General features: G+C 35.5%; 27 protein-coding genes. 8 read left to right on the top strand and 19 right to left on the bottom strand.

Annotation, left to right across the window (positions count from 1 at the left end; translation table 11 throughout):
- Nucleotides 1-17 precede the first annotated feature (17 nt).
- The 4 genes from NST91_RS11925 to NST91_RS11910 form a co-directional block, all read right to left on the bottom strand.
- The gene (locus tag NST91_RS11925; protein ID WP_341331304.1) at nt 18-848 is read right to left on the bottom strand and encodes a sugar nucleotide-binding protein; all 831 of its coding nucleotides are present in this window, start codon (nt 846-848) and stop codon (nt 18-20) included.
- Nucleotides 849-947: 99 nt separating this feature from the next.
- Entirely contained in the window at nt 948-1,748 is an 801-nt protein-coding gene (locus NST91_RS11920) for an aminoglycoside adenylyltransferase domain-containing protein (protein ID WP_341331303.1), read from the bottom strand.
- 194 nt (nt 1,749-1,942) lie between these two features.
- On the bottom strand, nt 1,943-2,296 hold the full coding sequence (locus NST91_RS11915; protein ID WP_121448002.1) for a YjgN family protein: 354 nt from the start codon (nt 2,294-2,296) through the stop codon (nt 1,943-1,945).
- 138 nt (nt 2,297-2,434) lie between these two features.
- Nucleotides 2,435-2,665, bottom strand: a complete 231-nt coding sequence (locus tag NST91_RS11910) for a hypothetical protein (RefSeq protein WP_341331302.1) — start codon at nt 2,663-2,665, stop codon at nt 2,435-2,437.
- An 833-nt stretch (nt 2,666-3,498) separates the two neighbouring features.
- On the opposite strand from NST91_RS11910, the gene sigJ reads away from it, so the two are divergent.
- Nucleotides 3,499-4,362, top strand: coding sequence for an RNA polymerase sigma factor SigJ (sigJ, locus tag NST91_RS11905; RefSeq protein WP_121448004.1), 864 nt, complete (start codon nt 3,499-3,501; stop codon nt 4,360-4,362).
- Nucleotides 4,363-4,569: 207 nt separating this feature from the next.
- On the opposite strand, the gene NST91_RS11900 is transcribed toward sigJ, so the two are convergent.
- From NST91_RS11900 to NST91_RS11835, 13 genes are all read right to left on the bottom strand, one after another.
- Entirely contained in the window at nt 4,570-5,046 is a 477-nt protein-coding gene (locus NST91_RS11900) for a carboxymuconolactone decarboxylase family protein (protein WP_121448005.1), read from the bottom strand.
- Nucleotides 5,047-5,517: 471 nt separating this feature from the next.
- Entirely contained in the window at nt 5,518-6,600 is a 1,083-nt protein-coding gene (locus NST91_RS11895) for an endospore germination permease (RefSeq protein WP_121448006.1), read from the bottom strand.
- Nucleotides 6,601-6,643: 43 nt separating this feature from the next.
- On the bottom strand, nt 6,644-7,789 hold the full coding sequence (locus tag NST91_RS11890) for a Ger(x)C family spore germination protein (RefSeq protein WP_165918228.1): 1,146 nt from the start codon (nt 7,787-7,789) through the stop codon (nt 6,644-6,646).
- Nucleotides 7,790-7,796: 7 nt separating this feature from the next.
- Nucleotides 7,797-9,299 carry a spore germination protein gene (locus NST91_RS11885; protein ID WP_121448008.1) on the bottom strand — a complete coding sequence of 501 codons (1,503 nt, stop codon included), beginning with the start codon at nt 9,297-9,299 and terminating at the stop codon, nt 7,797-7,799.
- An 804-nt stretch (nt 9,300-10,103) separates the two neighbouring features.
- Nucleotides 10,104-10,820: a class I SAM-dependent methyltransferase gene (locus tag NST91_RS11875; protein ID WP_341331301.1), complete on the bottom strand. Its 717-nt coding sequence runs from the start codon at nt 10,818-10,820 to the stop codon at nt 10,104-10,106.
- Between the two features lie 143 nt (nt 10,821-10,963).
- A complete protein-coding gene (locus NST91_RS11870) occupies nt 10,964-11,173 on the bottom strand; it encodes a hypothetical protein (protein ID WP_121448010.1) in 210 nt (69 codons plus the stop codon).
- A 211-nt stretch (nt 11,174-11,384) separates the two neighbouring features.
- The gene (locus NST91_RS11865) at nt 11,385-11,792 is read right to left on the bottom strand and encodes a VOC family protein (RefSeq protein ID WP_121448011.1); all 408 of its coding nucleotides are present in this window, start codon (nt 11,790-11,792) and stop codon (nt 11,385-11,387) included.
- 334 nt (nt 11,793-12,126) lie between these two features.
- Entirely contained in the window at nt 12,127-13,239 is a 1,113-nt protein-coding gene (locus NST91_RS11860) for a glycosyl hydrolase family 18 protein (RefSeq protein WP_341331300.1), read from the bottom strand.
- A gap of 479 nt (nt 13,240-13,718) precedes the next feature.
- The gene (locus NST91_RS11855) at nt 13,719-14,366 is read right to left on the bottom strand and encodes a hypothetical protein (RefSeq protein ID WP_341331299.1); all 648 of its coding nucleotides are present in this window, start codon (nt 14,364-14,366) and stop codon (nt 13,719-13,721) included.
- Nucleotides 14,367-14,513: 147 nt separating this feature from the next.
- Nucleotides 14,514-15,506: an LCP family protein gene (locus NST91_RS11850; protein WP_341331298.1), complete on the bottom strand. Its 993-nt coding sequence runs from the start codon at nt 15,504-15,506 to the stop codon at nt 14,514-14,516.
- A complete protein-coding gene (locus NST91_RS11845) occupies nt 15,499-16,023 on the bottom strand; it encodes a sigma-70 family RNA polymerase sigma factor (protein WP_341331297.1) in 525 nt (174 codons plus the stop codon). Before NST91_RS11845 ends, NST91_RS11850 begins: the two co-directional genes overlap by 8 nt.
- A 413-nt stretch (nt 16,024-16,436) precedes the next feature.
- Nucleotides 16,437-16,766, bottom strand: a complete 330-nt coding sequence (gene csaA / locus NST91_RS11840; protein WP_341331296.1) for a chaperone CsaA — start codon at nt 16,764-16,766, stop codon at nt 16,437-16,439.
- A 226-nt stretch (nt 16,767-16,992) separates the two neighbouring features.
- Nucleotides 16,993-17,799, bottom strand: coding sequence for an aldo/keto reductase (locus tag NST91_RS11835; protein ID WP_341331295.1), 807 nt, complete (start codon nt 17,797-17,799; stop codon nt 16,993-16,995).
- Nucleotides 17,800-18,076: 277 nt separating this feature from the next.
- Here NST91_RS11835 and NST91_RS11830 point away from each other — a divergent pair, with 277 nt between their 5' ends.
- Together NST91_RS11830 and NST91_RS11825 are read left to right on the top strand one after the other, a co-directional pair.
- Nucleotides 18,077-18,472, top strand: coding sequence for a hypothetical protein (locus NST91_RS11830; RefSeq protein WP_341331294.1), 396 nt, complete (start codon nt 18,077-18,079; stop codon nt 18,470-18,472).
- Complete coding sequence (locus NST91_RS11825) at nt 18,472-18,678, top strand: helix-turn-helix transcriptional regulator (RefSeq protein WP_341331293.1); 207 nt, start codon at nt 18,472-18,474, stop codon at nt 18,676-18,678. The genes NST91_RS11830 and NST91_RS11825 overlap by 1 nt, the downstream gene beginning before the upstream one ends.
- Before the next feature lie 378 nt (nt 18,679-19,056).
- Here the strand turns inward: NST91_RS11825 and NST91_RS11820 are convergent, their stop codons facing one another.
- A complete protein-coding gene (locus NST91_RS11820; RefSeq protein ID WP_341331292.1) occupies nt 19,057-19,509 on the bottom strand; it encodes a GNAT family N-acetyltransferase in 453 nt (150 codons plus the stop codon).
- 135 nt (nt 19,510-19,644) lie between these two features.
- Nucleotides 19,645-20,022: a hypothetical protein gene (locus NST91_RS11815; protein WP_341331291.1), complete on the bottom strand. Its 378-nt coding sequence runs from the start codon at nt 20,020-20,022 to the stop codon at nt 19,645-19,647.
- A gap of 225 nt (nt 20,023-20,247) precedes the next feature.
- On the opposite strand from NST91_RS11815, the gene vanR reads away from it, so the two are divergent.
- From vanR to vanT, 5 genes are all read left to right on the top strand, one after another.
- Entirely contained in the window at nt 20,248-20,955 is a 708-nt protein-coding gene (gene vanR, locus NST91_RS11810; protein WP_121448022.1) for a VanR-ABDEGLN family response regulator transcription factor, read from the top strand.
- Complete coding sequence (vanS, locus tag NST91_RS11805; protein WP_445724487.1) at nt 20,948-22,042, top strand: vancomycin resistance histidine kinase VanS; 1,095 nt, start codon at nt 20,948-20,950, stop codon at nt 22,040-22,042. Before vanR ends, vanS begins: the two co-directional genes overlap by 8 nt.
- A 132-nt stretch (nt 22,043-22,174) precedes the next feature.
- Nucleotides 22,175-23,227, top strand: a complete 1,053-nt coding sequence (gene vanG / locus NST91_RS11800; RefSeq protein WP_341331290.1) for a D-alanine--D-serine ligase VanG — start codon at nt 22,175-22,177, stop codon at nt 23,225-23,227.
- Nucleotides 23,224-23,991: a D-alanyl-D-alanine carboxypeptidase family protein gene (locus NST91_RS11795; RefSeq protein WP_341331289.1), complete on the top strand. Its 768-nt coding sequence runs from the start codon at nt 23,224-23,226 to the stop codon at nt 23,989-23,991. Before vanG ends, NST91_RS11795 begins: the two co-directional genes overlap by 4 nt.
- Nucleotides 23,988-26,099: a serine racemase VanT catalytic subunit gene (gene vanT, locus NST91_RS11790; protein WP_341331288.1), complete on the top strand. Its 2,112-nt coding sequence runs from the start codon at nt 23,988-23,990 to the stop codon at nt 26,097-26,099. The genes NST91_RS11795 and vanT overlap by 4 nt, the downstream gene beginning before the upstream one ends.
- Nucleotides 26,100-26,188 lie beyond the last annotated feature (89 nt).

Here is a 26,188-nt window from a genome sequence, read left to right as displayed (position 1 = left end):
CCCGTTTGTTGTTTACTTCAAACGTTCATTTCCCCTAGTAAGTAAGAAATAATATCTTTATTCTTGCACTGCAGAGAGTCGGGCATATCTTCACGAATTGATTTCAGTGCAAAATAAAGTGTGTCCTCATTACCTTGAAAAAAGCTATATCGCAAAATATTCTTTTCACTTGCAAGTTTACTTATGATTTGTTCAAAGAATTGTCCCTGAGATATCATATCTTCTGAAGCTAAGTGAAAAATGCCTTCTAGCTTATTTTCAATAATGAACCGCAATTGTCTTGCTAACAGAACATCCAAAAGATTGTTGCATACTAAATTACTATACACATCAATCATTTTATTTTGTTTTATGCTATCTATGATTAAGTTCCATCTTGGAGAATCCTTACCCCATATCGCTGGGATTCGGATAATTATCACTCGCTCATTTAAAATCTCTTGTAGCATATTTTCACATTCTATTTTAAATTTCCCATAATCAGATTCGGAAATCGGGATATCTCTTTCAGTATGTGGTTTTGACCAGTCCCCATCAAAAACATTTGTGGTAGAAAAAAAATACAAACGACTACTGCTATTCCTTAACTCCATAGCCAATTCTTTATGAAACTGGAGCTGGTGATTAAAATTTCCTCTTAGGCACGAAATTACTACGTCAGGTTTAATTGAACGTATAATTTGCCTCATCTTGTCGACATGTTGCACTTCCAATTGGAATTGCATATCGTCTGAAAGGCTCGTCAATGAAGAAGAGTATGTTCCATATACTTCAAAGTCCTCTTTAAATTCATCAATTAAAGCTCTTCCTACAAGACCGCTTGCACCAAGAATAAGTACCTTTTCCATTGTAATTCCCCCTTTAGCTAATCTTTTTTTATTAATTAGTCGGTAGTTAGATAAATCCGACAAAAAACTGCCTTAATCCATCTTGGATCAACGCACACATTAGTTCAATAACTCTTGCACTCTATCTGAAATATAATTCCTTAAAAATATAAGTTCTTCTTTATTAAAGAGGTCGGTAGTGTTCTCCCCTACATAACTTTCAATTATCTTTCTAACTGTGCTTCCTAATTCCTTTGGTAAATTTGTTAATCCCCAATTTCCAGCCTCTATTTTTGAAGAAATAACTTCCTCTTTTAAATACCAATAAACCCTGATTAGGTTTAATGAACAATAAATTGGATCTTTTTCGATATTCTTCAAACACTCCCGATAATCACCTATTATGGATGATCTATAATCAGTTTTTGGGACAACAGGAAATACCTCGCTAATTGGCTCTCCCTCTAAACATATACCCCTTTGATTAGTAATGGTTACGTGGGCTGCTAAATCCGTATCTGTGTTACTATTGTCTTCGTTTATATATTTATATGTATTGTGCATCAGTTCATCTTCATACTGTTTTCTCCAAAACTCACTATAATGAAAATCATAGAGGCAGGGGTGCTGCCAGTCCATCAAATGTTCTTTATTTAGGATACTTATTTCGACTGGATATGGAAAATTAGAATAATTTAGAAACAAGTATGCTAGATTTCTTTTTTGCTCTACTATCATTTGTTTGTTAGTTACAACCAAAACATCTATGTCGCTGCATTTTGGATTAAAGCCTCCCATAGCTAAAGAACCGTGTAAATAAAAACCTACGAAGTTGTCATTTACGACTTCTTTAATTCCTTCTTTAAAATTATAGATAAAATTCTTAATATCAGAAGGACACGTTTTCCAATCATACCCCATTTTTTAACTCCTCACTTTGTATTCCACTAAATGCTTCGTTAGTACAATAACTTCAACATAAAGTGCCTTAATCCTTCTTAGATCAAGGCACCCATTTGTTGAATCCCAAGCTGAAATACTAGTTTGTTGAACTAAAAATGGTGATTAATTAATATAGAAAAAGCCCTCTCTTATAGAAGGGGGCTGTTTTGTCATTAATTTTCAAATACAGTATGTTTCGTTTTCCATTTTTCCATAGCAATAAATAACCAAAAACTATATATTCCTAAAGTAATAATCGTTAATATCCACCATTTAATCCAATTCCCAAATAATCCTATTGCTGAACCAGTGAATTTTAACCTTCTTCCATTGATGACAGTATGCCTAGTTTTCCATCCCAAGATCATTGTAATTGCCCAAGGATAGCAAATTCCAAAGGTGCAGACTGTAACTAAGAATCCTAAAATTGACCAACCAATGTACTGAAGCAATCCTCCATCAAAATATGAATTGCTTTCTGTTTGTGCTACATTATTCTGATTAACGTTTACAGTTCCTTCACTCACTAAATCCCCCCCTATCCACCTAGTCCATTAGTATTATATCACTTACGAGAGGAAATTATAGGAAATTTCCAAATCAGAGGAAGATATAGGAAATTTTATGACAAAAAAACCGCTTTTAAGTATATCTGAAACTCACAGTTATCCAAAGTGATTATGAAACCACCAAATAATCAGTATCATACTCACTATTCCCCAAGCTGTGGTACTCATTATCCACCAAATGATGGATTTTGCTTTTTTTGAACTTCCCTCGTCTTCCATATTTGCTGTTATAAAAGCGAGCTTACTTTCCATACCTTTTTTCATAGAAGTGAGAACAACAAATCCGATGATTATGAAACCAATCGTTATCCAGAATAATATGTCCACCTTTTATACCTCCCTTTTTTGTGCATTACAGTCCTTTCAATCTTCTTTATACAATTATCCTGCCTCGAAAGTTATTATGACTATCACGTATTATTCAAGAATAAAAATTCCAGTCACAATTGCTATCCATAGTTTGTCAGAAACTTTATTTTCAAAGACATCGACTTTGTATTTCTTTAAATTTATTATATTTTTTTAAAAAAATGATGATACCGAATTACCTTCTACAAGAACAATTCGTTCAGGATCATATACTTCAAAAGTTTTATTCGCAATTTTAAATTGAAATAACACTTTTCTACAATACTGCCCTGTTAGTTTAAATACTTCAACAAAAAGGTCCGTAATCCTTCTTGGATCAACGCACCCGTTAAGTTAAATTTCTTATTTTCATCCCAACAATCAATCCAAGAATTATAGACAACCTAGGGGAGCTCCAACTAAAACTCCAAACAATAGAAAGTCGGTGAATTGTGACGAGCTATGCAGAAAACCAAAGAGTATTAAAGAATAGCTTTCTTAAGTTCCTCCATCATCCTTATAGGCATCCCCCATCGCATAAAAATATAAACTTGGAAAAAACATTTCCCAGGCTAATTAGCTTGTGCAATCGCATGTTACTTACAAACAATACGATGATAGTTTCAAAACAGGTTGGGTCTTACAAAAATATTTAACTTGAATTCTTTGTGGAGTAATACACATATTAGAAAATGGTAAATACGCATTATTGAGCAACACTAGTCTTTGTCACAAAATTTTCTTTAGCTCGTTTTATTTTTGTAGCCCTTACTATAAATAAGCACTTACAATATGCGAACGGATGTGAAAAGATGCAAGAAATGTACAATCAATATAAGGGATTGCTATTTAAACTCGCTTATCAACTGACAGGTTCAGTTCATGATGCTGAGGATGTTGTGCAAGACGTTTTTTTAAAGTTATATGACGTACCAACAGAGAAGTTGACTCAACCTAAAGCCTATCTTTGTAAAATGGTAACAAATCGTTGTCGGGATTTACTAAAATCGGCGCGAATTAAGCGAGAACAATATTATGGAGAATGGCTACCAGAACCTTTGTATAGTTCTAATGATGATCCAATGGAGCCAGTCTTGCGTGACGATTTATTATCTTATGCCATGATTGTGCTTCTAGAAAGGCTATCACCAACAGAGCGTGTGGTATTTGTCCTTCGTGAGGCACTCGGCTTTAACTATAATGAAATTGCGGTACTCATTGAAAAAAGCGAGGTAAACTGTCGTAAAATTTTTAGTCGTGCGAGTTCAAAAATGGGTATTACCTCTGAGGAACTCGTGCATACAGAAAATACTTCAAAAGAGTTAGTTTATGATTTTGTTATAGCACTCAAACAGGGGAATATGAATCAAATTCTTTCTAAGCTTGATCCAAATGTTGTACTAGTCTCAGATGGTGGAGGTAAAGTAAAGGCCGCGATCGAGCCAATTGTAACAAGAGATCTCGTTGCTCGCTTTCTGCTTGGCCCTGTACGCCAAGCTTCAATTTCTGAGGGAACTCCACATATTGAAATTAGACAAATTAACAATCAACCAGCATTTATTCTTGCTTCAAGTGAAGGTATTCATACGGTAGGTATATTTCATGTAGAGGGAAATTTGATTCGCAACTTATATATTGTCCGAAACCCCGACAAATTAAAGCATTTAGAAATTTAATAAATTTTATGTTTAAAACAAAGACCTGTAAGATGAAACTAAAAAAGTGTAAATCTTACAGGTCTTTATTGTTCATACCAATATATTAGCTTGGACACTTCTTAATCATATAACCTTTGTCCAAAATTGGTAGCTATGATGTCAACAAATTCTAATTAATAAATTTCATATATATAAACGTATGGCAAGGGACCACGCATATTGAGTTCATAGGCCCGCTTTAGTCAATCCAAATGCTTTGTCTGCAGAACCTGGTATTGTTTTGAATGCGACATTAATGCGATTCCAAGCATTGATAGCCATTATTGAGAATGTGAGGTCTGATATTTCTTTTTCTGACAACTGCTCACTAACACGTTCAAAAATGTCATCAGGAACTCCTCCCTCAGGTAGCTTAGTCAAAATCTCGGTCCATGTAAGACAAGCCCGTTCGCGTGGACTAAATAGATTCGATTCACGCCAAATTGGTATATGATAAAGGCGAAGTTCACTCTCACCATGAATCTTGGCCTGTTTAATATGCATATCTAGGCAAAAACCACAGCCATTTATTTGTGAAGCTCTAATGTGAACGAGATGAAGGATATGCTCCTCAATTGAACTTTCCATCTCTGCATTACTAAGTTCCATCATCTTGTGGAAAAATTCTGGTGATTGTTGCATGTAATTTATACGTTGTGTCATAACGATTTTACCTCTCTCCTTTTTTGATTTAAATGCTAGACTATATAACTTATTTGCATAACGAATATTCTATTGGGTCTTTCAATCTTTGTCTCTACCTCTATTCTCGACTCCACCTCCCCTTTTAATCCCACTCAACTATATAACGACACCATGCTTCATTTCGTGACAATCTCTTATTAATTTAAATCCATAACATACTACTCTAATAGTTAACTTGACTGTTCTATACCACCATGAAATATAACGTTGTTTCATATCGATTCGTGCCATACAAGTTACGGTTAAAGAAAAATGGAAATTTGGTCAATCAAAACTCTGCTGACACTAGTTTTACTCAAATAATCTATCACATATTAAGAGATAGGACTTTATATTAACTAGTTGTAAATGCAATGCCTCAAAAAAAAAATGGTGCATGTCACCCCACTGCGTTTAGATTCTTTTGCAGAGAAGGTGAATGCACCAACATCAGGTCTTGCTTTTTTGTTTAATTACAGTAGTAATCCATAAGATAAGTGGGATTAATATGCCACATACAGGAAATGCAACATTTGTCCAAAATTGGTCAAATGATACGATTGTGGTCTCATCTGGTATCAAAATGGCTATTATACAAATTGCGGGTGCCCCGTAAAAAATATTTCTTCGCCAATTTTTCATTTGGAACCAATTTGCAATTTCATAGCTTGCAATAAAAAAATATAATGATAATTGTGCTACCACACCGAAAACCATAATAAACATAATGAATACATCAATGTTTTGAATGAAATCTAAAATATCAGTATTTCTCACGAAAACAAAGTAAGAAAACCGTATTTTTGCTGATAAATTCGGCCCCAAAATCAATAGCACCATTAGTGTAGCAGTTAAAACCATGAAAATGGTAATGACTACTCCCAATAAAGATTTCGAAAATGCTTTTCGAGGCTTCTGAACAAATGAAATAATGACCAATAAGATGAAAGGACCCGGAAACCAAAAAGCAGGACCGAGTGAACCTTTCAAAATATTAACCCATCCTGAATCAAAATAAACAGGTAATAAATGATGCCACTCTATGTCTTGTATATTTAAAATGAAGCTAATCATTAATGTAAAAATTATAAGTGGCCCAACTATTTCGCAAAATCGACCGATTCCCGTAATACCTGCCGAATAGGTCAGATAAGTCATCAGGATAGTTAGTAATAACATGATTATCCAAACTGGTGTTCTATCTAGAAGAATTAGATGAATAAAGTCTGCAAATGAACGGAGTAAAACAGCAGGCAGTATAAACCATGCTACTAGAAATGGGAGAGCAACTAATCTCCCTATGCCTTTGCCTAGCAGTTTTTGGCTAAATTGAATCAATGTTTGGTTTGGATGCAGAGTGCTAAGATGAACAAACAGAAAGGCTAAGATCAGACCAATTAAACCCCCAGCTATCATCGAAAGCCATGCATCTTGTTTAGCAATCTGGATTGTTGGCGTAATTTTTAGCGATATCATTGCAACAATTTCAGTAGTTGCCAAAATCCAAACAATTTGGGTTCCTGTCAACTTCATAAGTCCTTGCCACTCCTTTTTGAAATTAAATGGGCAACCATTTTTAAGGATAAATAGACCAATTAGCTTGCCCTGGATTATTGCATGTAAGGTCTACATTGACAGAAACATGAAGTTGGGAAAAATGTTCACTCCAATTATGCTTTATGGTTTTCCACTGTTTAGGGTATTGTTGATGAACACTTTCTCCAAACCCATAGATGTCCATTTTGTATTTCTTCTGCACCATTTTAATTTGCTTTTCTATCGCTTTCTGAGTTATTTTCTCAAGTTCATCTTCTATAAGTTTAAGGTCAACCCCTTTGGATGGGTCTAAGTTCGTACTGTTTTCGATAATTGTTCCTTTTCCACTAAGACGAAGGTCAATATGTATTTCTTCATCGACCTCTTTCACAGTAATATGTCGTTTGAATGAACCTAAGGTTATACTTATTGTTCCATCCCCTTGGTTTATGAATGAAGTTAGGGTATGACTTGATAGTCTGTCCTTTACCCAATTTGCATAGAATGTTTCCTTTTTATTTAAGAAACCCACCAATTTTACGTTATCCTCTTTATTAAAAATGGCAGATCCGTCGAAATTATAGTGATTTTGAGGATTTAAACTAACCACCGGCATTAGTGGCTGTGTTCCCTCACTTAATACATCTATCACAAATTCACGGGCTAGATAAGGCTTTATCCCTATGGCTGTTTGTTCATCAGAAAGGGATGTTGTTATAAATTGGTCAAAAAACGGTTCAATAGAGAAAATCTCCTCTGGTTTAGCATCTTTCACCAAGTATATTAAAGATCGTAAATCTGAATGTGCATTTCGTAGGAACGGATCGATTGTTTCACCTATTCCCTGATCAGCCAGTCGTTGACCAACAAGAAAAATATCACGATGACCAGGAAACACATGTCGTGAGAGCTTTGACTGTATGTTAGTTATTGCGTCTGAAACGTTTTTTCCAGTAGCACTTACTACTTGGTAACCCTTTTTTTTATCTCCACTACTAAATTGCCCACCACCAATGCCTGCAGGTGTCACTATGAGTACGGTCGCTTCTAGCTTTCCATCTTCGGTTAAATCCAAACCATTCCCTGTAAAAAATGCAAGTTGATTTGGTTCCTTTAGGTTCCAGCAGCCAGTTGTACTAAATAATATTAAGAGTAACACAATAATGCATCTACCTATTCTCTTCATGAGTAATTCACCCCTTATTAACTCGCTCTCGAGGCCATCGCAACAGTACGTCTTTAAGTCCATGTTTATTACGCGGAGACACTGGAGTTAGATAAGGAGTCCCAAATGATTTAAGATTAATTAGGTGAATTAGAACCGCAATAATTCCAACTGCGATCCCAAATAGACCGAAGACTCCTGCAAGTATCATTATTGGATATCTTAACATTCGCATAGGGAACCCGAAGCTGTAACGCGGAATGATAAATGATGCGATTCCTGCAGCTGAAACGATAATGACAACAGGTGCGGAAATAATCCCTGCGCTAACTGCCGCCTCTCCAATTACCAAAGCGCCAACGATGCTTACAAGTGGACCAATTTGTTTGGGTAACCGGATTCCTGCCTCCTGTAACCCTTCAAACATGAACTCCATCAAAAAGACTTCAATTAATGTCGGGAAGGGGGAACGCTCTCGTAAAACTGCAATATTGAGCATCAAATCTGGTGGAACCATTTCCTGATGATAATTGGTTAAGGCTATATATATAGAAGGAAAAATTATCGAAAAGATAGTAAATATATAGCGAACCCAACGAATCATCGTTACAAACAAAAACCGTTCACTATAATCGTCGGTTGCTTGTAATCCATTCCAAAATGTCATCGGAACAATTAGTGAATATGGGGAGCCGTTGGTCAATATCACCACTTTGCCTTCAAGTAATCCGGAAGAAGTAACATCAGGACGCTCACTATTCAGAATTTGTGGAAAAGGTGAGAAATGATTATCTTCTATGGATTCTTCAACATATCCCGATTCTAGAATTTCATCGATTTGTATTTGCTTTAATCTTTTACGAACTTCATTCAGAACAGATATTGAAACAATTCCCTCTATATACATTACAGCTATATCAGTCTTAGTCATTTTACCAATCTTTAATGACTCAACCTTTAGCTTCGGCGATACAATTATCCTTCGCAGTAACATGGTATTTGTCCTCAAGTTCTCTGTGAAACTCTCTTTTGAGCCCCTTAAGGATGCTTCAGTAGAAGGTTCCTCTATACTTCTGGTTTCAAACTTTTTGACATCTGCTAGTAATGCATTGCCTTCTCCATCTACAAATATGGCAAGGTTCCCCTTTAAAATGTACTCCGTTATTTCCTCAACATCAGAAAGCTTTTTTGTTTGTAAAACTGAAAAACGCTCCTGTTCCAGCACTTGTTCAAGACTTTCAATCCCGCCTAACCCCTGAGGTAAGCCATCATATAGCAAAGGTTCCAAAACGTTTGTAGTAATGATCTCCGTATCAACCATACCGTCAACATATATAAATAGTAGTATAACTTGACTATGAATTTTCACTTCACGAAACATGATGTCCGAACAATTATTAAAAATATTTTTAAATAAGTGTTCATTCTCTATTATATTTTTGCTTATAGGTTGGCTATTTTTTGGGGCTGTATGTTTATTATTGGATTGTGAGGTTTTCTTACTTAATTTTTGTTTACCATGTATGTCCATTATTGTACTCCCCTTTATTGGGTAGTCGTATATATGAAATAAGCGTTGTATACCAATGTTTGTTACGTTCACACCTTGTTTTTTACAGTAGCTTATTTTAGGAAATATTGTCTTTCAACCTTTCACTTTGACTCTAGGTGTAAGATTGTTTTCACCATGATATGGTTGATCATCCCTTATAATCTTATAATTACCAAGTATTATTTTATTATTAGTGGAGGATAAGCTCAGCAGTAGAAGAAGTATTATTAGAGCTAATACCAATCGATGAAGAAAGGAAAATTGAAACGAGTGTATGGTGGATCTTAGCACTACGTTCACTTACAAGTGATAAGGCTCTGTTCAATTTTAATGTTGATAAATACTCAAAAATAAGGAAGTCCTCAATGGGGACTTCCTTATTTCTTATTGAACTATCTATTCTTTTTGTTTAATTATTACTTTCCTTCGTTTTCTTATGTTCACGATTTTTATTTTCGTTGTATAGCGAAACTGCTGCTAATATTAGAACCTATAATATATATTTGGTTACTCCAGTTATATAGTAGTCAATAAATACAAATACCAGAATTAAACCAATCACACTTAATAAAATGATCATTTGAAACCCCCTGGTAAATATCAAACACATATATGAAGACTTTCGTCTAATAGATGGCTTAGTACAACAAGAAAGAAATTCCCTTATGCCAGCTTTGATCCTCAACTATTGCACCCTTACTTGAAAATTAACTACTAATTTACTTGAATTTATTGATTATATTTCTTACCAAAACAAAGGTCAAAAAAATGTTTAAGGTTTTTTTATTGGCGACTTGTAATAAAAACATACTCACGTCCTGGGCGGTCAGGAGCTTCTCTAACCTCTTCCACAGATAATCCTACTTCTCTAAGAGTTTGAGAAATTTCCTTAAAACTTCTAAATCGCAAAGTGGAAATTGAAGTAATAATGGCACCATCGTTCTCGAAAATATAAGTCCATTGAAAAGACACCAAGGAGTCTCGCACATCTATAACATCTACCCATCCCTCTACAACACCGCATTTAGGTACATCAACCCTTTGGTATGTGTTCTCCTTGTTCCATTCTAACCAAGCCTGTGACTCAGGTTTCCGTGTTTCAAACACGAATCTTCCACCCGGAAGTAATACCTCTCGAATTACCAGCAGTGTCGCCTTCAACTCTTCATCGGTTAAATAAACCTGAGCAACGTTAGCAGTCATGGTTACAAGGTCAACCTTTAATTCCGGAAGGTCAAGAGCATTACCGTGAATCCATTTAACACGGTCAGACCAACGTTTTGTTTTTGCCACCATTAGTGACGCTTCGGCTGGCTCTAGTCCAATAACCTCTATGCCTTTGGCGGCTAAACGACAAGCAAAAGTTCCTGTTCCACAACCAATGTCAAGTACAGAACTGGCTCCAAACTCATTTATCATAGACTCGTAAGCATCTAAATCAGAACGGTCAGGATCAAATGGGTCATAAATAAGCAAGTCTTGGGTTTTCAAATATTTCATCAGCCATCAAACTTCCCCCTAATTAATCAAATATTCGATAATATATCTCTTTTCCTCTACTTCAAGTAACCTTCCCCCAATAATTGAAAAAGAGTTGGTTCTGAGCTGCTAATGCTACCTGTTACTTGATAAAAAAGTTTAATTTATTGATTTGGCTTTATTGTCCTTTTAATAATAAATAATTCCCTAATAAATGCACCTAAAGATAATGAACTTCCAATAACCACAAATAGCGATACACTTCTAACAAAGTTAAATGGGGAAAAAATAACTTGTATACTTCCCGATATAAGCAAAACTCCAAACAATATAAAGCCCATTATAAGTTGCTTTTTTACTTTATTCCCTTCCATCTCGTATCTCCCCCATTATTAAACAAACCTGCATCTATACTTCAATAAAAAGGGGGTGATCTCCTTCTTTAAGAAACGCACCCGTTACTTTAAATACATTATTTCACCTATTTCTATTCATATATAAATCAAAAAAAGATACCTGGTAAGGTATCTTTCCTTAAAATATAAAACCTAAAAAACTAACTCTTTACCAAAAGTTTACCCCAGATCAAAATGCACTTTCATCCATATAAACGACTTCCCATAAATGACCGTCTAAGTCCTGAAAACCCCATCCATACATAAATCCATGATCTTGAGGCTCGCTATTGGTTTTGCCTCCTGCTGAAAGCGCCTTATTTACCAACTCGTCCACTTGCTCTCGACTTTCAGCCGATAAGCAAAAAATCGCTTCGGAGAAAGTAGTGGTATCCACAATTTCTTTTTTACTAAACTCTCTGAAACGTTCCTCAGTCATGATTAACGCGAAGATATTGTCATTGATGACTATACTGGATGTGTTCTCATCGCTGAATTGTGGATTTAACTCAAAGCCGATCTCCGTCAAAAAGTTGGTAGAATTTTTCACATCTTTTACTGGTAAATTGATAAAAATATTCTTGGATCTAAATCCCATTTTATTCACCTCCTCTTGAAATTAACATAGAACGAAAAATAATCCAATTATTATTTTTATTATTTTAAATATTTTAAAAGTATTACCTATTTGTTTTAAAATATTCATTCCTCAACTTCTGTCCCATTACCCTCCATGTATGTGTTAGGGTTTAATATTGTTCAATGTAAATTGTAAACCCTACTTCAAGTAGCTTGCCCGTTAGCTAAATAAGAAAAGCTGCCAAGAATAATCGGCAGCTTAATCTTTGGTTCTTGTCCTCGTTAGGTCGAATTCGATTCCACCTGAAACATTCCTTGTTTTAGTACGCATATTCAGGAATGGGATAACCACTCTATTCCTTTTTTACTTTTATTTTCTCGGGTATGGTTGTCCAGTACATTGGGTCTTCTAAGCCTAGTCGCCAAATCCCGATTCCCCGTAAATTATATTTTTCAACAAGGTTTAGCTTAAACCTTAGGCTATCGCTATTCTCAAACCATACCTGGTGGTTGTGTTGTTCTTTATCTACGTAACTGAAATAAGGTGTTTGTGAACGAGAGTCCCATAGAATTTTTGCTTTATATTTTTCTTTCAGATCCATAATCTGTACATAGGAGCTATACACGGCTTTGTTTGCTGTTGTATCCCAATCCCATCCATAACCTGCAATCCCCAGTAAAATTTTTGATGGTGGTACTCCCTGTTTCAAAGCATAACGAATTGTTGCTTCGGTCCAATCGACTGATGCTGTTGAACCGGGGTTTGTTCTTGGGTTGTGTTCATCGTATGTCATAATCATTAACGAATCAGAATATAGACCGAGTTTTTCATAATCAAACCACGGTGACCAGGGATTAGCACGGGAATCACCTGTGTTTGCTGGGACTGAAACAGTAACTTCTTTTCCATCACGATGCAGAGCATCAGACAGCTTTTTAATCAGCAGACTAAAGGAATCTCTGTCAGTCAAATTCAAATTTTCCATATCGATATTAATGCCATCATATTTAAACTGATCCATTTCATCTCGTAGGTTCTGAATAAAAACATTCTGGTTTTTATCGTTATTAAGTACATTACTCGCTACCTGCTTGCCCTTCTCCAAAGTTTCATAGAAGAGATTATGTACAACCATATATACCTTCAGGTTTTTATCATGAGCACTCTCAATAACCTTTCTTTTATGATCTGATGTAACGGAATCTAAAAGATTGCCTGGACGTTTATCATCAAGCTTATACCAAAACGGTGCAATGATGCTCAAACTGTCGAATTGAGCGTTAACTGTAGGTTGAGACCCTGGATATGTTCCTTCCTGTTCAGTATAGAAACCTAATACTTCACGAGGAGTTTTCTCATTATTATGTTCCTCTTTTCCTTGTAACTGATTACACGATGACATTAGGATTAAGGCCATGCTTAAAGAAATGATGGTGATTGACCGATAAATATTCTTCGTCGACATAATACACCTTCTTCTAATTTGTATATTACTTAAGTTGATAAGAAAAGTTGAATCTTATACACGAATTGACTATCCACGTTTAAGGATTTCAGAAGGAAGAACATCATTGTATAAAAAACGCTCACAGTTAAAAACCTGTGTTTTTGGTCAGCATTAGAAAATAGTAATAGTCATATTTGGCCAATAGAGCAATAAAAAAAACCGAATCATTGGGGTTTATCCATCAATTCAGGTTATCATTTAAGCAATTCAGCTATTTATACAATTTCTCGCCTTACACCTTTGTGATTCGTGTACTTCAGAACGAGGATTTGCTAAGAGATTCCTTTAGTTCCGAGTTGACAGGGATACCCTTGCCTCTGGCTAATGGTTCGCATATCCCGACGCCCATAGTGGCTCTCACCGCCAAGTTAATGAATTTGCCTGGCACACAAAAGAAGCGTTAATCCTTCTGGATCAACGCACCCGTTAGCAAAACTTTAGAATGACTTATAAGTACCATCTTGATAAACCTTGTAATAACCTAAGGTTCCCGTTTTGCCAGATACACGCGTAGATACTGAAACAAGCTGTATTGTATAGTATGTACCGTTATCATCCGATGCAAGTGTCTCATCTACTCCAAATGAAACATCGTCATCCTTCCCCTCAGGGAGATGCAGTTTTAAATATTCGATAGCTTTTTCCCCACTTGAAATGACAATAGCTGGCTTTCCTTCGCTATTATCAGAATTCGTTTTGCCGTCAGACGACGAATCATTTGAATGAGAAGAACCTGTTTTTTTGGCTGTATTGACTGGTTTTGACTGATTGTTGGTTGATGTATTCGTACAAGGTTCATGTAAATTCTGGGATGGTTTTCCTTCTTCTTTTTCATCGTCAGATTTACTACTATACAGTTCATTATTACCATTATTATGGGACTTATCTATGCTTTCAGCATGCAAATTATTTGTATTTTCTGATATATTATTAGATTCCGAACCCTTTTTGGTTAAAGCCGTATCATCTGATGATTTGCTACAAGCAGACATTCCTACTACTAAAACAAATAATAAAGTTGCTACGATAAGTATTTTACTTTTTTCCATTATTGGGACCCCAATCTCTTCTTTTGAATAATACATTTTAGTTATTCTTTACCATAACTAAAGATTTCCGTTTAAATTTCTGTTTATTGGTATCAGTTCTTAATTTCACAAATCTTCCCCTAAATTTAATAAATGGAACATTGCTCATACCACCATCAGATATAGTGGTTATCATTTTTTTATTTAGTTAAATGTGGTTAACTCTACTGAGACAGAATTCAAAAATTCTTTTTCAAACTTAATATAGTATTTCTCATCGATCATTGTATCTGTCATTCCATCTATTAATGATACTGATTGTATCGTGGTAAGTGCCATTTTACTCTCTAGCAATTGGTCAATTGGAAAATTCCCTTCGATTTGAGTCGTATATTGGCTTTGTGATAATACGTTTCGTGTTTGATTCAACACAGCGTTAATGAGGTTTAATTGGTTTTCCTCATCCAATCTTCTTCCCTCTGTAGCAGCCATCATCAATGCTACAACCTCTTCTCCATTCAGACGATTTGTCCCCTTTTTGAATTCAAATGACACTTTAGATATAGCTCTTACTTGAATATCTTCTTGCAGATTGTAATCTATACCATTCACCGAATCTATCATGCTTGAAAAGGTTTTTAAGTCCATCACAACATAATAATCAATAGGTAAATCAAATAGATTGGAAACTGTAGTTCTTACACTTTCTGCGCCTTCCGAACCGTAAGCATAAGCAAATGTCAATTTATCATGTATAGTCGTTCCATCACTCTTTTCTATCGGAACATACGTATCACGAGGGATAGATAGAACCTTCATCATCTTATTATCTTTACTATAGGTAAGTAAAAGATTAATAGGTATTCTATTATTCTCATCTTTCACCATAAAAAGAGTTGTCAAGTACTCGACTTCTTGAGACCCTACTCCACTTACATTACTTCCGCTGTTTTCGTTCCTAACGTTTTCATGAAAAATCGATGGAATAAACAAAATGATACACAGGCAGACCACTAATATAGAAGCTGTAATGATGGAGAATTGTTTTGGTATAGTACGAAGAGATATCTTCTGCATAAGATTACTTTTTTCCATTTTATTAATTCGTTCAAACACTTTATTACGGTCTTCTTTCGTAAAACTTAAATCATGATCAGACATATTATTAAATTGATCTCTTATTCGTTTATCATCCATAAAATTCTGCCTCCTTAATCAGCGACTCTAATCTTTGTTTTGCTCTTCTTAAGCGAGTTTTCACTGTATTAACTGGAATATCTAAAACGTTTGCAATTTCAACCGTTGTTAATGAATCATAGTAGTATAAATAAATCACTTCCCTATACACTTTCGGAAGAGAAAAGATACTCTCTTTCATTTCTTGATTATTATATTTATCAATCACTGTCCTTTCCGTTGATGGTAACATTGATCTTGTTGTTTCATTTATAAAACTTCTTACTTGCACCATTTTGTAATTCCAACTTTTTAAATAATCTTTACATTCGTTAATTGTAATGCGATAGAGCCATGTTTTTACTTGTGCGTCATATCGAAACGAATCAAGATTTTTATAGCAGTTAATAAATGTATTTTGAACCATATCCTTTGCAATCTCTGTGTCTTTCACATAAGAAAATGCCAATCTAACCAACTCATTACCATATTCAATCATCATTTTTTCTAATATGTAATTTTTTTCTTCTCTATCCAATCTACTACCCTCCCATTTAAACCTATTTCCAATTCTGCAATTAGACGATTTCCAGAACAGAATAGGTTCAATTTATTAAAATTTATTTATCCAATTTTTGCTGTCGTTAATTATGATTAAATTTGATTTGAAAAATGCCATAAAAAAAAGCATCCGTTAAAGATGCATACTTTGCAATTCTTCCATATCTTTGTCGCATAAATAAGTTTAGTAACCTATTATTTAATGTGAATGATAAACCATACACAATGCTTTATTCCATTAAACCGCCCCGTTCGTTTAATAACTTCAACAAAAGTGCGTTATTCATTCTTGGATCAACGCACCCGTAAGCTGAAGTTGTTGTCGACATTTTTTGAAAGATAGCACCGTAACTTTTTTACTGAAAACAAGTAGGATGTTCCTTTAAACTCCTATAATATTGGTGTTCCATTTTTAACAGATTCATCTGGCTTTAAAAGTACCACGTCACCTTCCTCTGGTACACCGCCAATTACCAAAACTTCCGATTTAAAACCTGCGATACGTCTTGGAGGGAAATTTACTACCGCAACCACCTGCCGACCAATAAGTTGTTCTGGTGTATATCTTTGTGTAATTTGTGCCGAAGAATGTTTAATACCAATCTCTCCAAAATCAATTTCTAATTTTATCGCAGGTTTTCGTGCTTCTGGAAAGGGTTCTGCGTTAATAACAGTACCGATCCGGATGTCTAATTTCAAAAAATCCTCTATTGTTGCCAACTAATTTAGCCTCCAATCATTTACATTTAGTACCATTTTACCAAATTGCATTAAAAAATTAAATCATCAAACAATTTGCCTCGATTGTTGACATCAGTTAAACATCTCTCTTTCACTAAACAGCCCGTTAGTTCAACAAAAAAATGCTACTATTGCTATCACATTGTTTGAAAAAATCAAAATCCTAGCGATATTATTCATATCACTAGGATGAAGAACTACCTAATTATAAGTTTTCAATCGTTTCTATATCTCTTTCAGATAATACGAAATCAAAAAGATCTAAATTAGATGCTTGATTTTCACGGTTGTGAGATTTAGGAATAACAATCACACCGCGTTGAATTTGGTATTTTAATAAGACTTGTGCACCAGACTTTTTATAAGCTTTACCGATTTCATCCAAAACTTCTTTTTGATGGGGTTCTACTTTCATAGGTCCCCATGCAACAGGTGTAATGCCCTCGCCTTTTAATACGGCAAGGAGAACTTTGTTAGGTTCTTTTAAGTTAACTTGGATTTGATTGACAGCTGGCTTCACTTTCGCAAACTCTTTCAATTCATCTAGATGATTTTTTCCAAAGTTTGAAACGCCGATTGCTTTTAATTTGCCAGCTTCGTAATATTCCTCAAAGACTTCCCAAGTGTTTTTAAGTTGTACTTTGTCTTCGATAGGGAAGTGAATAAGAAGTAGGTCGAGAAAGTCTGTTTGGAAGTTTTTTAGACTGTTATCGATAGCTGCTCGAGTAGCTTCCTTTGAAGAAATATATTCTTCGTTTCCTGGAACTTTTGTCGTAATGAATAACTCTTCTCGAGGCACTTTGCTTTCTGCTAAAACTCTTCCTACAAGTTCTTCGTTTCGATAAATGATGGCTGCGTCTATTGAACGGTACCCCAACTCAAGTGCTGATACTAATTCAGGAATTTCATTTGTTAACTCCCCGTTATAGTCGTTATTTTCTTTTCCATAAGTATTTGTACCTGTACCTATAATTGGCATTTTTAACCCATTATTAAGTGTTATGTATTCCATATTTTTAAGCACTCCCTCTGTATACGCTAATTACTTTACTAACATAGATCATTATAACAAACTATAGAATTTTCAAATAGCAATATGAGAAATCCTATTTAGATAAACTCACCATTTAGTTTAAGTACATAGTTTCACAAGATCCATTCATCTGCTTTTTAGTACTTTTTAGTATATCTTTATTTTTCACTAAACGAATAAGGTTGATTTATCTCAAATAATGTTATATATTTCTAATATAGTGTTATATATTTCTAACGTTGGGTGGTCATATATTTTGAACATTAAAATATTACTTTTATTAGTTACTTCTCTTGGTGTTGTATTCGGAATGTTATTTCAAATTGGTTCTTTCTTTCGAAATAATGACAGTTTATCAGCATCATTTTTATTAATTGGATTAGTAAGTTTTATTGGATTGATATCAATAATTTTAAAAAGACTTTTCTCTGAACTAAAACAAGGTATCTCATTTGAAGATGAACGTTCTAAAAAAATTAAGTTACATTCAGCAGGAAAAGCATACTTTTATTCCTTATATATATGGATTGCTTTACTTACTTTTCAAAAATACTTCAACAAAGATGACATTTTATTATTAGGATTAATTGGAATGGTATTAACCCTATTTATATCTTGGTTCATTACCAAGAATAAGAAAGGCTTAGAATAATGAAGACAAAGATTAAAGAATACAGAGCAAAGCATAATATGACTCAATTAGATCTTGCAAAAGCAGTTGGAGTAAGAAGAGAAACCATTAGCTTTTTAGAAAAAGGTGAGTATAATCCTTCTTTAAAATTAGCAATTAAAATCGCTCACCAGTTTCACATAACTGTAGAAGAATTATTTATTTTTGAAGAAAACGATTTTAAATAACTGCTCGTTTAAGGAGGGAGGTGATATAGATGTTCGTATATTTGTACCGCAAAATGAATAAAACTCAACAAAAAATAACTTTAGGACTAACAATTACTATGTTAATCACTGGTTCGCTAATTCTCTTCATTTGATACTGTCCAGTTTTTTGTAATAAATTGTAAATACAAAAAAAGTGACATAAACTTCCTCTAAATACTTTATTAATGAAAAGAAAGTGCTTAGAATTGGAACTAAATTCGCGCACTTTCTTATTTTTTAGTTTCATCTCTATTCAACAATCCTGCCCCATTATTTGAATAGAAAAGCTGCCTGGATTGGCAGTCGATCCATAACTCAAATAATCCATTAGTTCAACTAAGAATCTCCTTTTTAAACCTACAAATCTTGAGAAAAACGCACCATATCCCTACACTGTATACCATTTTCGAAAATTTCTTCTGAATAGTGCCTAATGAAGAAATCTATATCAACACCATTCATTCTAAAACCACATTTTTGGTAAAGGGCTATTTGTCCGATACTTGAATTTCCAGTACCAACTTCTATAGTTCTATATCCTTTTGACTTAGCTACATTAATTGCATCAATTACTAATTGTTTCCCCAAGCCTTTGCCGTGGCGGGTTTTTATTACTGCAATATTCACCAACTCCACCGTTTCAGGTCTTGTCGGGAGTAGCACATACACCCCAATGATTTGCCCATCACTTTCGGCTACATAGCACTCTCCCCTTTTTATATATTCCTCAACAAGTATTCTAGAAGGGTCAGCTAATAACAACAAATCCATTGGGGGATCTTCATTGATATGTAGTTTACGAATGACCATATTACTCTCCCACTTCTAACTGTATTTTCTTTCACTTTATCATTTCTTTGTTAAACAAACCTGTTCATAGTTTAATAACTTCAACAAATATAAACGATAATCCTTCTTGGATTATCGCACCCATTAGCGGTATCACTATTTTTTGTTTTTATTTCTACACTGGATAATACTTTCTTTTTCAGAAATACTTTTTTCTACTCTAACTTTATTTATTTCAACACCCTTTTCAGGAGTATCGGTCAATGTGAAATGAATTCTATCAAAGGGAATGTCACCATGATGTGAACCATAATTTAACTCACTTCCATTTACAATATGTCTGCGAGTATCACCTTCAATTCTTTCGATTTCTATTCTTGGACACAAAATAAAATCTGAATATTTTTGGTCAAGATAAGAATAGTATCTTGCATATAAAGTTTCTTCGAGCAATTCATTTTTTAAATCTCTTCCTCTCCACCCCACCAAGATTAATCCAACTAGAACAATAACTAATATGAACTTCTTTTTCATGAATTTCTCCCACCTCTGGATAAATTAATATGGGTATTTTTCCATTCAATTTAAATTAAATACAAGTAGGAGCTGTCTTTTCGACAGCCCGTTGATCAACGATCCTGCCCCTATTGAAAATCAACTTCAACATCTTGTTACATCGTTCCCCTTCTATTTCTTGTAAAAATGATTTATTCTATAGAAGGTTGAACAAACAGTTGTATGATGTATTGAGGTGGAAAAATATTGAATCCTATTTTAATAGTCGATGATGAAAAAGAGATTGCCGATTTAGTGAAGTTTTATCTGATGAATGAAGGCTATGAAGTTCAAGTGTTTTATGATGGAAAGCCAGCTTTAGAGTATATTCAGAATCATGAACTCGAGCTTGCCATTTTGGATGTGATGCTCCCCAATGTGGATGGGTTTACGATATGCCAGAAGATCCGTGAGAACTATCATTATCCTGTCATTATGCTGACAGCAAAAATTGAAGATATCGACAAAATTACTGGACTTACACTTGGTGCCGATGATTACATTACAAAGCCGTTTAACCCGCTTGAAATGGTGGCAAGAGTGAAAGCCCAACTACGACGCTATAAACGGTATAACCCGAACAATAGTCTTATTACAGAGCCTGCACCCGTTGCCAAGGAATTCGACTTCTCAGGGTTAATCATCAATCAGGATACCCATAAATGTACACTTTATGGTAAACCTCTCCCCTTAACTCCCATAGAATTTTCGATTCTGTGGCATTTATGTGAAAACAAAGGGAAGGTTGTTTCTTCTGAGGAATTGTTTGAAGCGGTGTGGGGCGAAAAGTATATTGATAATAACAATACAGTTATGGCCCATATTGCACGTTTGAGGGAAAAAATGAAGGAACCTTCGCGAAAACCAAAGTTTATTAAAACGGTGTGGGGGGTTGGCTATACCATTGAATAGAGAGAGTGCCGCAAGCAGCGGTTTGACTAGGCAGATATTCACGAAATTCTTTATGACAATCTTTATTTTTACTGTTAGTTTAGCAGCCGCTATTGTTGTGGGGTATTACATATTGAGGAGTTTTGTCTGGTATTCAACTGATTTGATTTACATTCTGCTCAGCCCCATTCGCAATCACCCCATCCCTTTCATTCTCATAACATGGATGATTGGCTTTATTATCATCTTTATATTTTTTTGGAGAAAAACACTCCATTATGTAGATCAGATTGTGGAAGCAAGCAGAAATCTTGCTTCTGACAATAGTGATTACATCCGTCTTCCATCTGAATTAAAACAAGTGGAAGATCGTATGAATGCCATTAAGCAGGAATCCATCCGTAATGCCCGGCTAGCGAAGGAAGCAGAACAGCGGAAAAACGACCTGCTCGTGTACTTGGCTCATGATTTAAAGACACCATTAACTTCTGTAATTGGCTATTTAACCTTACTTCGAGATGAGCAGCAAATTTCGGAGGAACTCCGGGAAAAATACTTATCCATTTCATTGGATAAAGCTGAAAGGCTCGAAGAATTAATTAATGAGTTTTTTGAAATTACACGTTTTAATTTAACTCAGTTAAGTCCTGAGATGAGCCATATTAATCTCACAAGGATGCTCGAGCAGATTACGTTCGAATTTAATCCGCTGTTTGCTGAAAAGAACCTAACCTGCCAGTTAGACATTGAGGACAATCTGGAAATCTCCTGTGACGTGAATAAAATGGAGCGTGTCTTTGACAACTTAATCCGCAATGCCATTAATTACAGCTATGAAAATAGTCCAATCATCATTCGTTCGAAGAAGGACAATAATGATTTACAGCTTTATTTTATAAACAATGGCCCTGTTATTCCAAAAGACAAGCTTAATCGTATCTTTGAACAATTCTATCGATTGGATACATCACGCGGTACGAAAACAGGTGGTGCTGGCCTGGGGCTTGCTATTGCCAAAGAAATCGTAGAATTACACGGAGGCACCATATCCGCTCAAAGCGAAGAAGAGAAAGTCGAATTTATCGTCAGACTCCCTCTTTCACCGTAAGAAAATTGTAAGAATTAAAGAAGAAAAACGTATTATTTCCTTGAGGATAAACGAAAAACTAACACTATTTGTTTTAGTACGATACAAGTACAGAAACAAATAGTGTTTTTTATCTATAAGGAGGAAATAATTATGGAAAAAATGATCGTTGCTGTTATCTTTGGAGGCTGTTCAAATGAATATGAAGTATCACTGCAATCAGCTTACTCTGTTATTACCCATATGGACCAAGATAAATATGAAAAAGTGTTAATTGGCATTACAAAGGAAGGCCACTGGTACCGTTATCAGGGTAGCGTGGAAAATATTCTGAACAATACCTGGTGGTGTGATGAGGTAAATTGCACACCTGCCTTCTTTTCTCCAAATCGCTATGAGAATTATCTACTTGAAAATCGAAATGGACATGTAATCGAAACAATGATTGATATTGTTTTCCCAGTGCTACACGGTAAGAATGGCGAAGACGGGACACTACAGGGATACTTAGAACTAATCGGAATCCCATACGTCGGATGTGACACTTTGTCTTCTGCTTTATGCATGGATAAAGACCGTGCACATAAATTAGTGGAGCTTGAAGGTATTAAAACACCTGATTCCATCGTTTTTTCGAGGTCTCAAGTAATTGAAGAGATTGTCACACAAACAAGTCTTCTCCAGCTGCCTCTTTTTGTTAAGCCCGTCAAGTCAGGGTCATCGATTGGAATTACGCTCGTTACCGAAAAGGAAGAACTTCCAAGTGCAGTTGCTGAAGCCTTTTCGTACGATGAGCGGATCATCATCGAAGAATATATTGAGGGATATGAGGTTGGTTGCGCGATTCTTGGAAATGAGGACCTTATTGTGGGGGAAGTTGATGAAATTGAATTAGAGACTGGGTATTTCGATTTTAATGAAAAATACACCCTCACTACCTCAAGCATTCATATGCCAGCCCGTATTGATAAAGATATGAAAGCCAAAGTAAAGGATATGGCAATTCAAATTTATCGTGCACTTGGCTGCTCTGGATTGGCAAGAGTGGACATGTTTATTACACCAAATAGAGACATTGTCTTTAATGAGGTCAATACCTTCCCTGGCTTCACCAATCACAGCCGATACCCAAATATGATGAAAGGCATAGGGTTAACGTTTTCTAATATCATCGATCGGTTGATCCAATTGGGGTTGGAACGATGAGAAAGATAACACTACACAAAGATGATATTTACAGAGGGTATTTGGTTTTGGTTAATAGTGAGCATGGTCTGAAACAGATACAAGCCCAACATTCACCAGCACTTGTTCCAAGTCTAGCAAACTATGAAACGATTTTACTCGAAAGAAGAGCCGCAGCATCGTTAACACAGCTTCTTGAAAAAGTGGAATCACGAGGAAGAATTATTCCAGTTAGCGGATACCGAAGTAAGGCTGAACAAGAAAAGCTATACCAAGATTCTCTCATTGAAAATGGCAGGATCTTTACAGAACAATATGTAGCCTATCCAGGCTGCAGCGAACATCAGACTGGCCTTGCGATTGATTTGGGAGAAAATCTAGACGAAATTGATTTCATTCGTCCATCCTTTCCATATACAGGTATCTTTGCACATTTTCGCGAACTCGCCGCAGACTATGGTTTTATTGAACGTTATTCGCGTGGCAAAGAACAGATCACAAGGATCTCACATGAGCCATGGCATTTCCGCTATGTCGGATATCCTCATGCAAGAATTATGGAACGCCACAGTTTCTGTTTAGAAGAATACATTCAGTTTCTTTCCGACTTTCCGGAGAATGGCCAGCACTATATCTTTACGGAAAAGGGTAAAGAATTTGAGGTTTACCATGTAAAGGGAATGGATGAGGAGACTGTAATTGAAATACCTAAAGATTGCTTGTATCAGATTTCAGGGAATAATGTGGACGGCTTTATTGTGACAATATGGAGCAATCCTTTATGAGTAAAACAGGATCATTAGACTCATTCAGATTACTAGCTGCCTTCCTCGTGATAGCTAACCATACCTCCCCTCTTCTTTCTTATGGGGAGGATGCCAATTTCATTTTGACTCGAATCATTGCTAGAATGGCTGTCCCCTTTTTTCTAATGGTTAGCGGATATTTTCTATATCAATATATTGAAAATGGAGACAACTCTTATATTCTAGCTTTTTGTAAGAAAATTGGATTTTTATATGCCCTTTCGATCCTTTTATTTTTACCGCTAAATTTGTATGCAGGGCATTATGAAGATCCAAATTGGGGATTTGAATTAGTAAAAGATATCCTTGTTGACGGGACATTTTATCATTTATGGTATTTCCCTGGGCTTATAGTAGGTGTGATTATTGTTGTCTTTCTGTTTAGAAAAAATGGGCTAAAATTGACATTTATTCTATCTGTTATTCTTTATAGCATAGGACTGTTTGGGGATAGCTACTATGGGATTGCTGAGCAGATTTCTAGTTTAGAAGTGTTTTATCAAACGGTCTTTATTGGAGCGGATTATACGAGGAATGGCGTTTTTATGGTGCCAATCTTTTTAATCCTGGGAATGCTACTTTATAAAGGAAATAAAACAGCTTCGTTTTCGGTAAATCTACTATTATTCGTGATCAGTTTCTCTTTCCTGATTGTTGAAGGACTATTACTGCATTATTATCAATTTCAGCGCCATGATAGTATGTATTTTATGCTAATTCCAGCTATGTATTTTCTTTTTCAATGCCTACTGCAGATTCGTGGAAAAAGCAGTAAAAGCATTCGAACTATCTCGACGATTATGTATATCATACACCCGTGGATGATTGTACTTGTTCGCTTTACGGCAGAATTTTTCACACTAGAGAAATGGTTTGTCGAAAATAGTATGGTGCATTTTTTGGCAGTCAGTTTCCTCTCATTTATTTTGGCTTGGGTGCTGATCTTTTTTTTGCCAACGCGGAAAAAGTCAACACCATCACCGACTAGCAGAGCCTGGGCAGAGATCGATTTAGTTGCACTACGTGGAAATGTAAAGCAGCTAAAAGGAATTCTTCCGGATAAAACTGAACTCATGGCTGTAGTCAAAGCAAATGCGTATGGCCATGGAGCAGTAAAAATAGCGAAAGAGCTATCGAACCAAGGGGTAAAATCATTTGCCGTTGCTACTCTATCGGAAGGAATTGAACTTCGGAAAAACGGAGTTAAAGAAGAGATTCTCGTTTTAGGTTATACCCCTGCCCAACATATTGGAGAAATTAAAAAATACAAATTAACGCAAACTGTAATTGGATTGAGTCATGCAAAGCAGTTAAACAAACAGGGTCTTCCTATAAGGGTTCAAATAAAAATAGATACTGGCATGCATCGTTTAGGAACAGACGCCTCACAACTTTCAGATTTGAAAGAAATCTATAACTGCAAACATTTACATGTTGTCGGTGTATTTTCTCACTTAGCGGTCTCTGATAGCGTTAGTTCAGAGGATATAGCATTTACGGAAATGCAGATTGATAGATTTAACCAGATCATTAAGTGGCTAGAATCACAACAGCTGCCAGTCGGACAGCAACATATTCAAGCGAGCTATGGAATCTTGAATTACCCTCAGCTACAGTATGATTATGCTCGTGCGGGAATTGCTCTATATGGTGTTTTAAGCAAAAACGATTCAGTAAGATCAGATGTGGAACTGAAGCCCATCTTATCCATTAAAGCTAAAGTGGCGATGGTGAAAAATCTACAGCCAGGTGACCAACTCGGCTATGGCAGAGCATATACAGCAACAAGAATGATGAAAACAGCGGTCATTACGATTGGTTATTCAGACGGGATACCAAGAAATATGGAAAACGGGAATGTCCTCATTCGTTCACAAAAAGCTCCTATTATTGGCCGAATTTGCATGGATCAGCTGATGGTTGATGTTACCGCTATTGAGGGTGTACAGGCAGGAGATATTGCAACGCTGATTGGAACAGATGGTTCTGAACAAATTACCGCCGAAGAAGTCGCAGAAAAATGCGGGACTATTACGAACGAATTATGTAGCAGACTAGGATTGCGGCTGGATTACGTTTATAAATAGGATTGAACAGATTCCTCATTGCCCTGTAAGTGTTAGACCTCCACTAACATTTACGGGGTGTTTTATATGTTAAGACTCTTCTCAGCCGA

The sequence above is a fragment of the Ferdinandcohnia sp. FSL W7-1320 genome, assembly GCF_038050315.1.
GTDB lineage: Bacteria > Bacillota > Bacilli > Bacillales > Bacillaceae_L > Ferdinandcohnia > Ferdinandcohnia aciditolerans.
The sequence above is the reverse complement of the archived record's forward strand: the minus strand, read 5'-3'. Positions and strand labels throughout refer to the sequence as shown.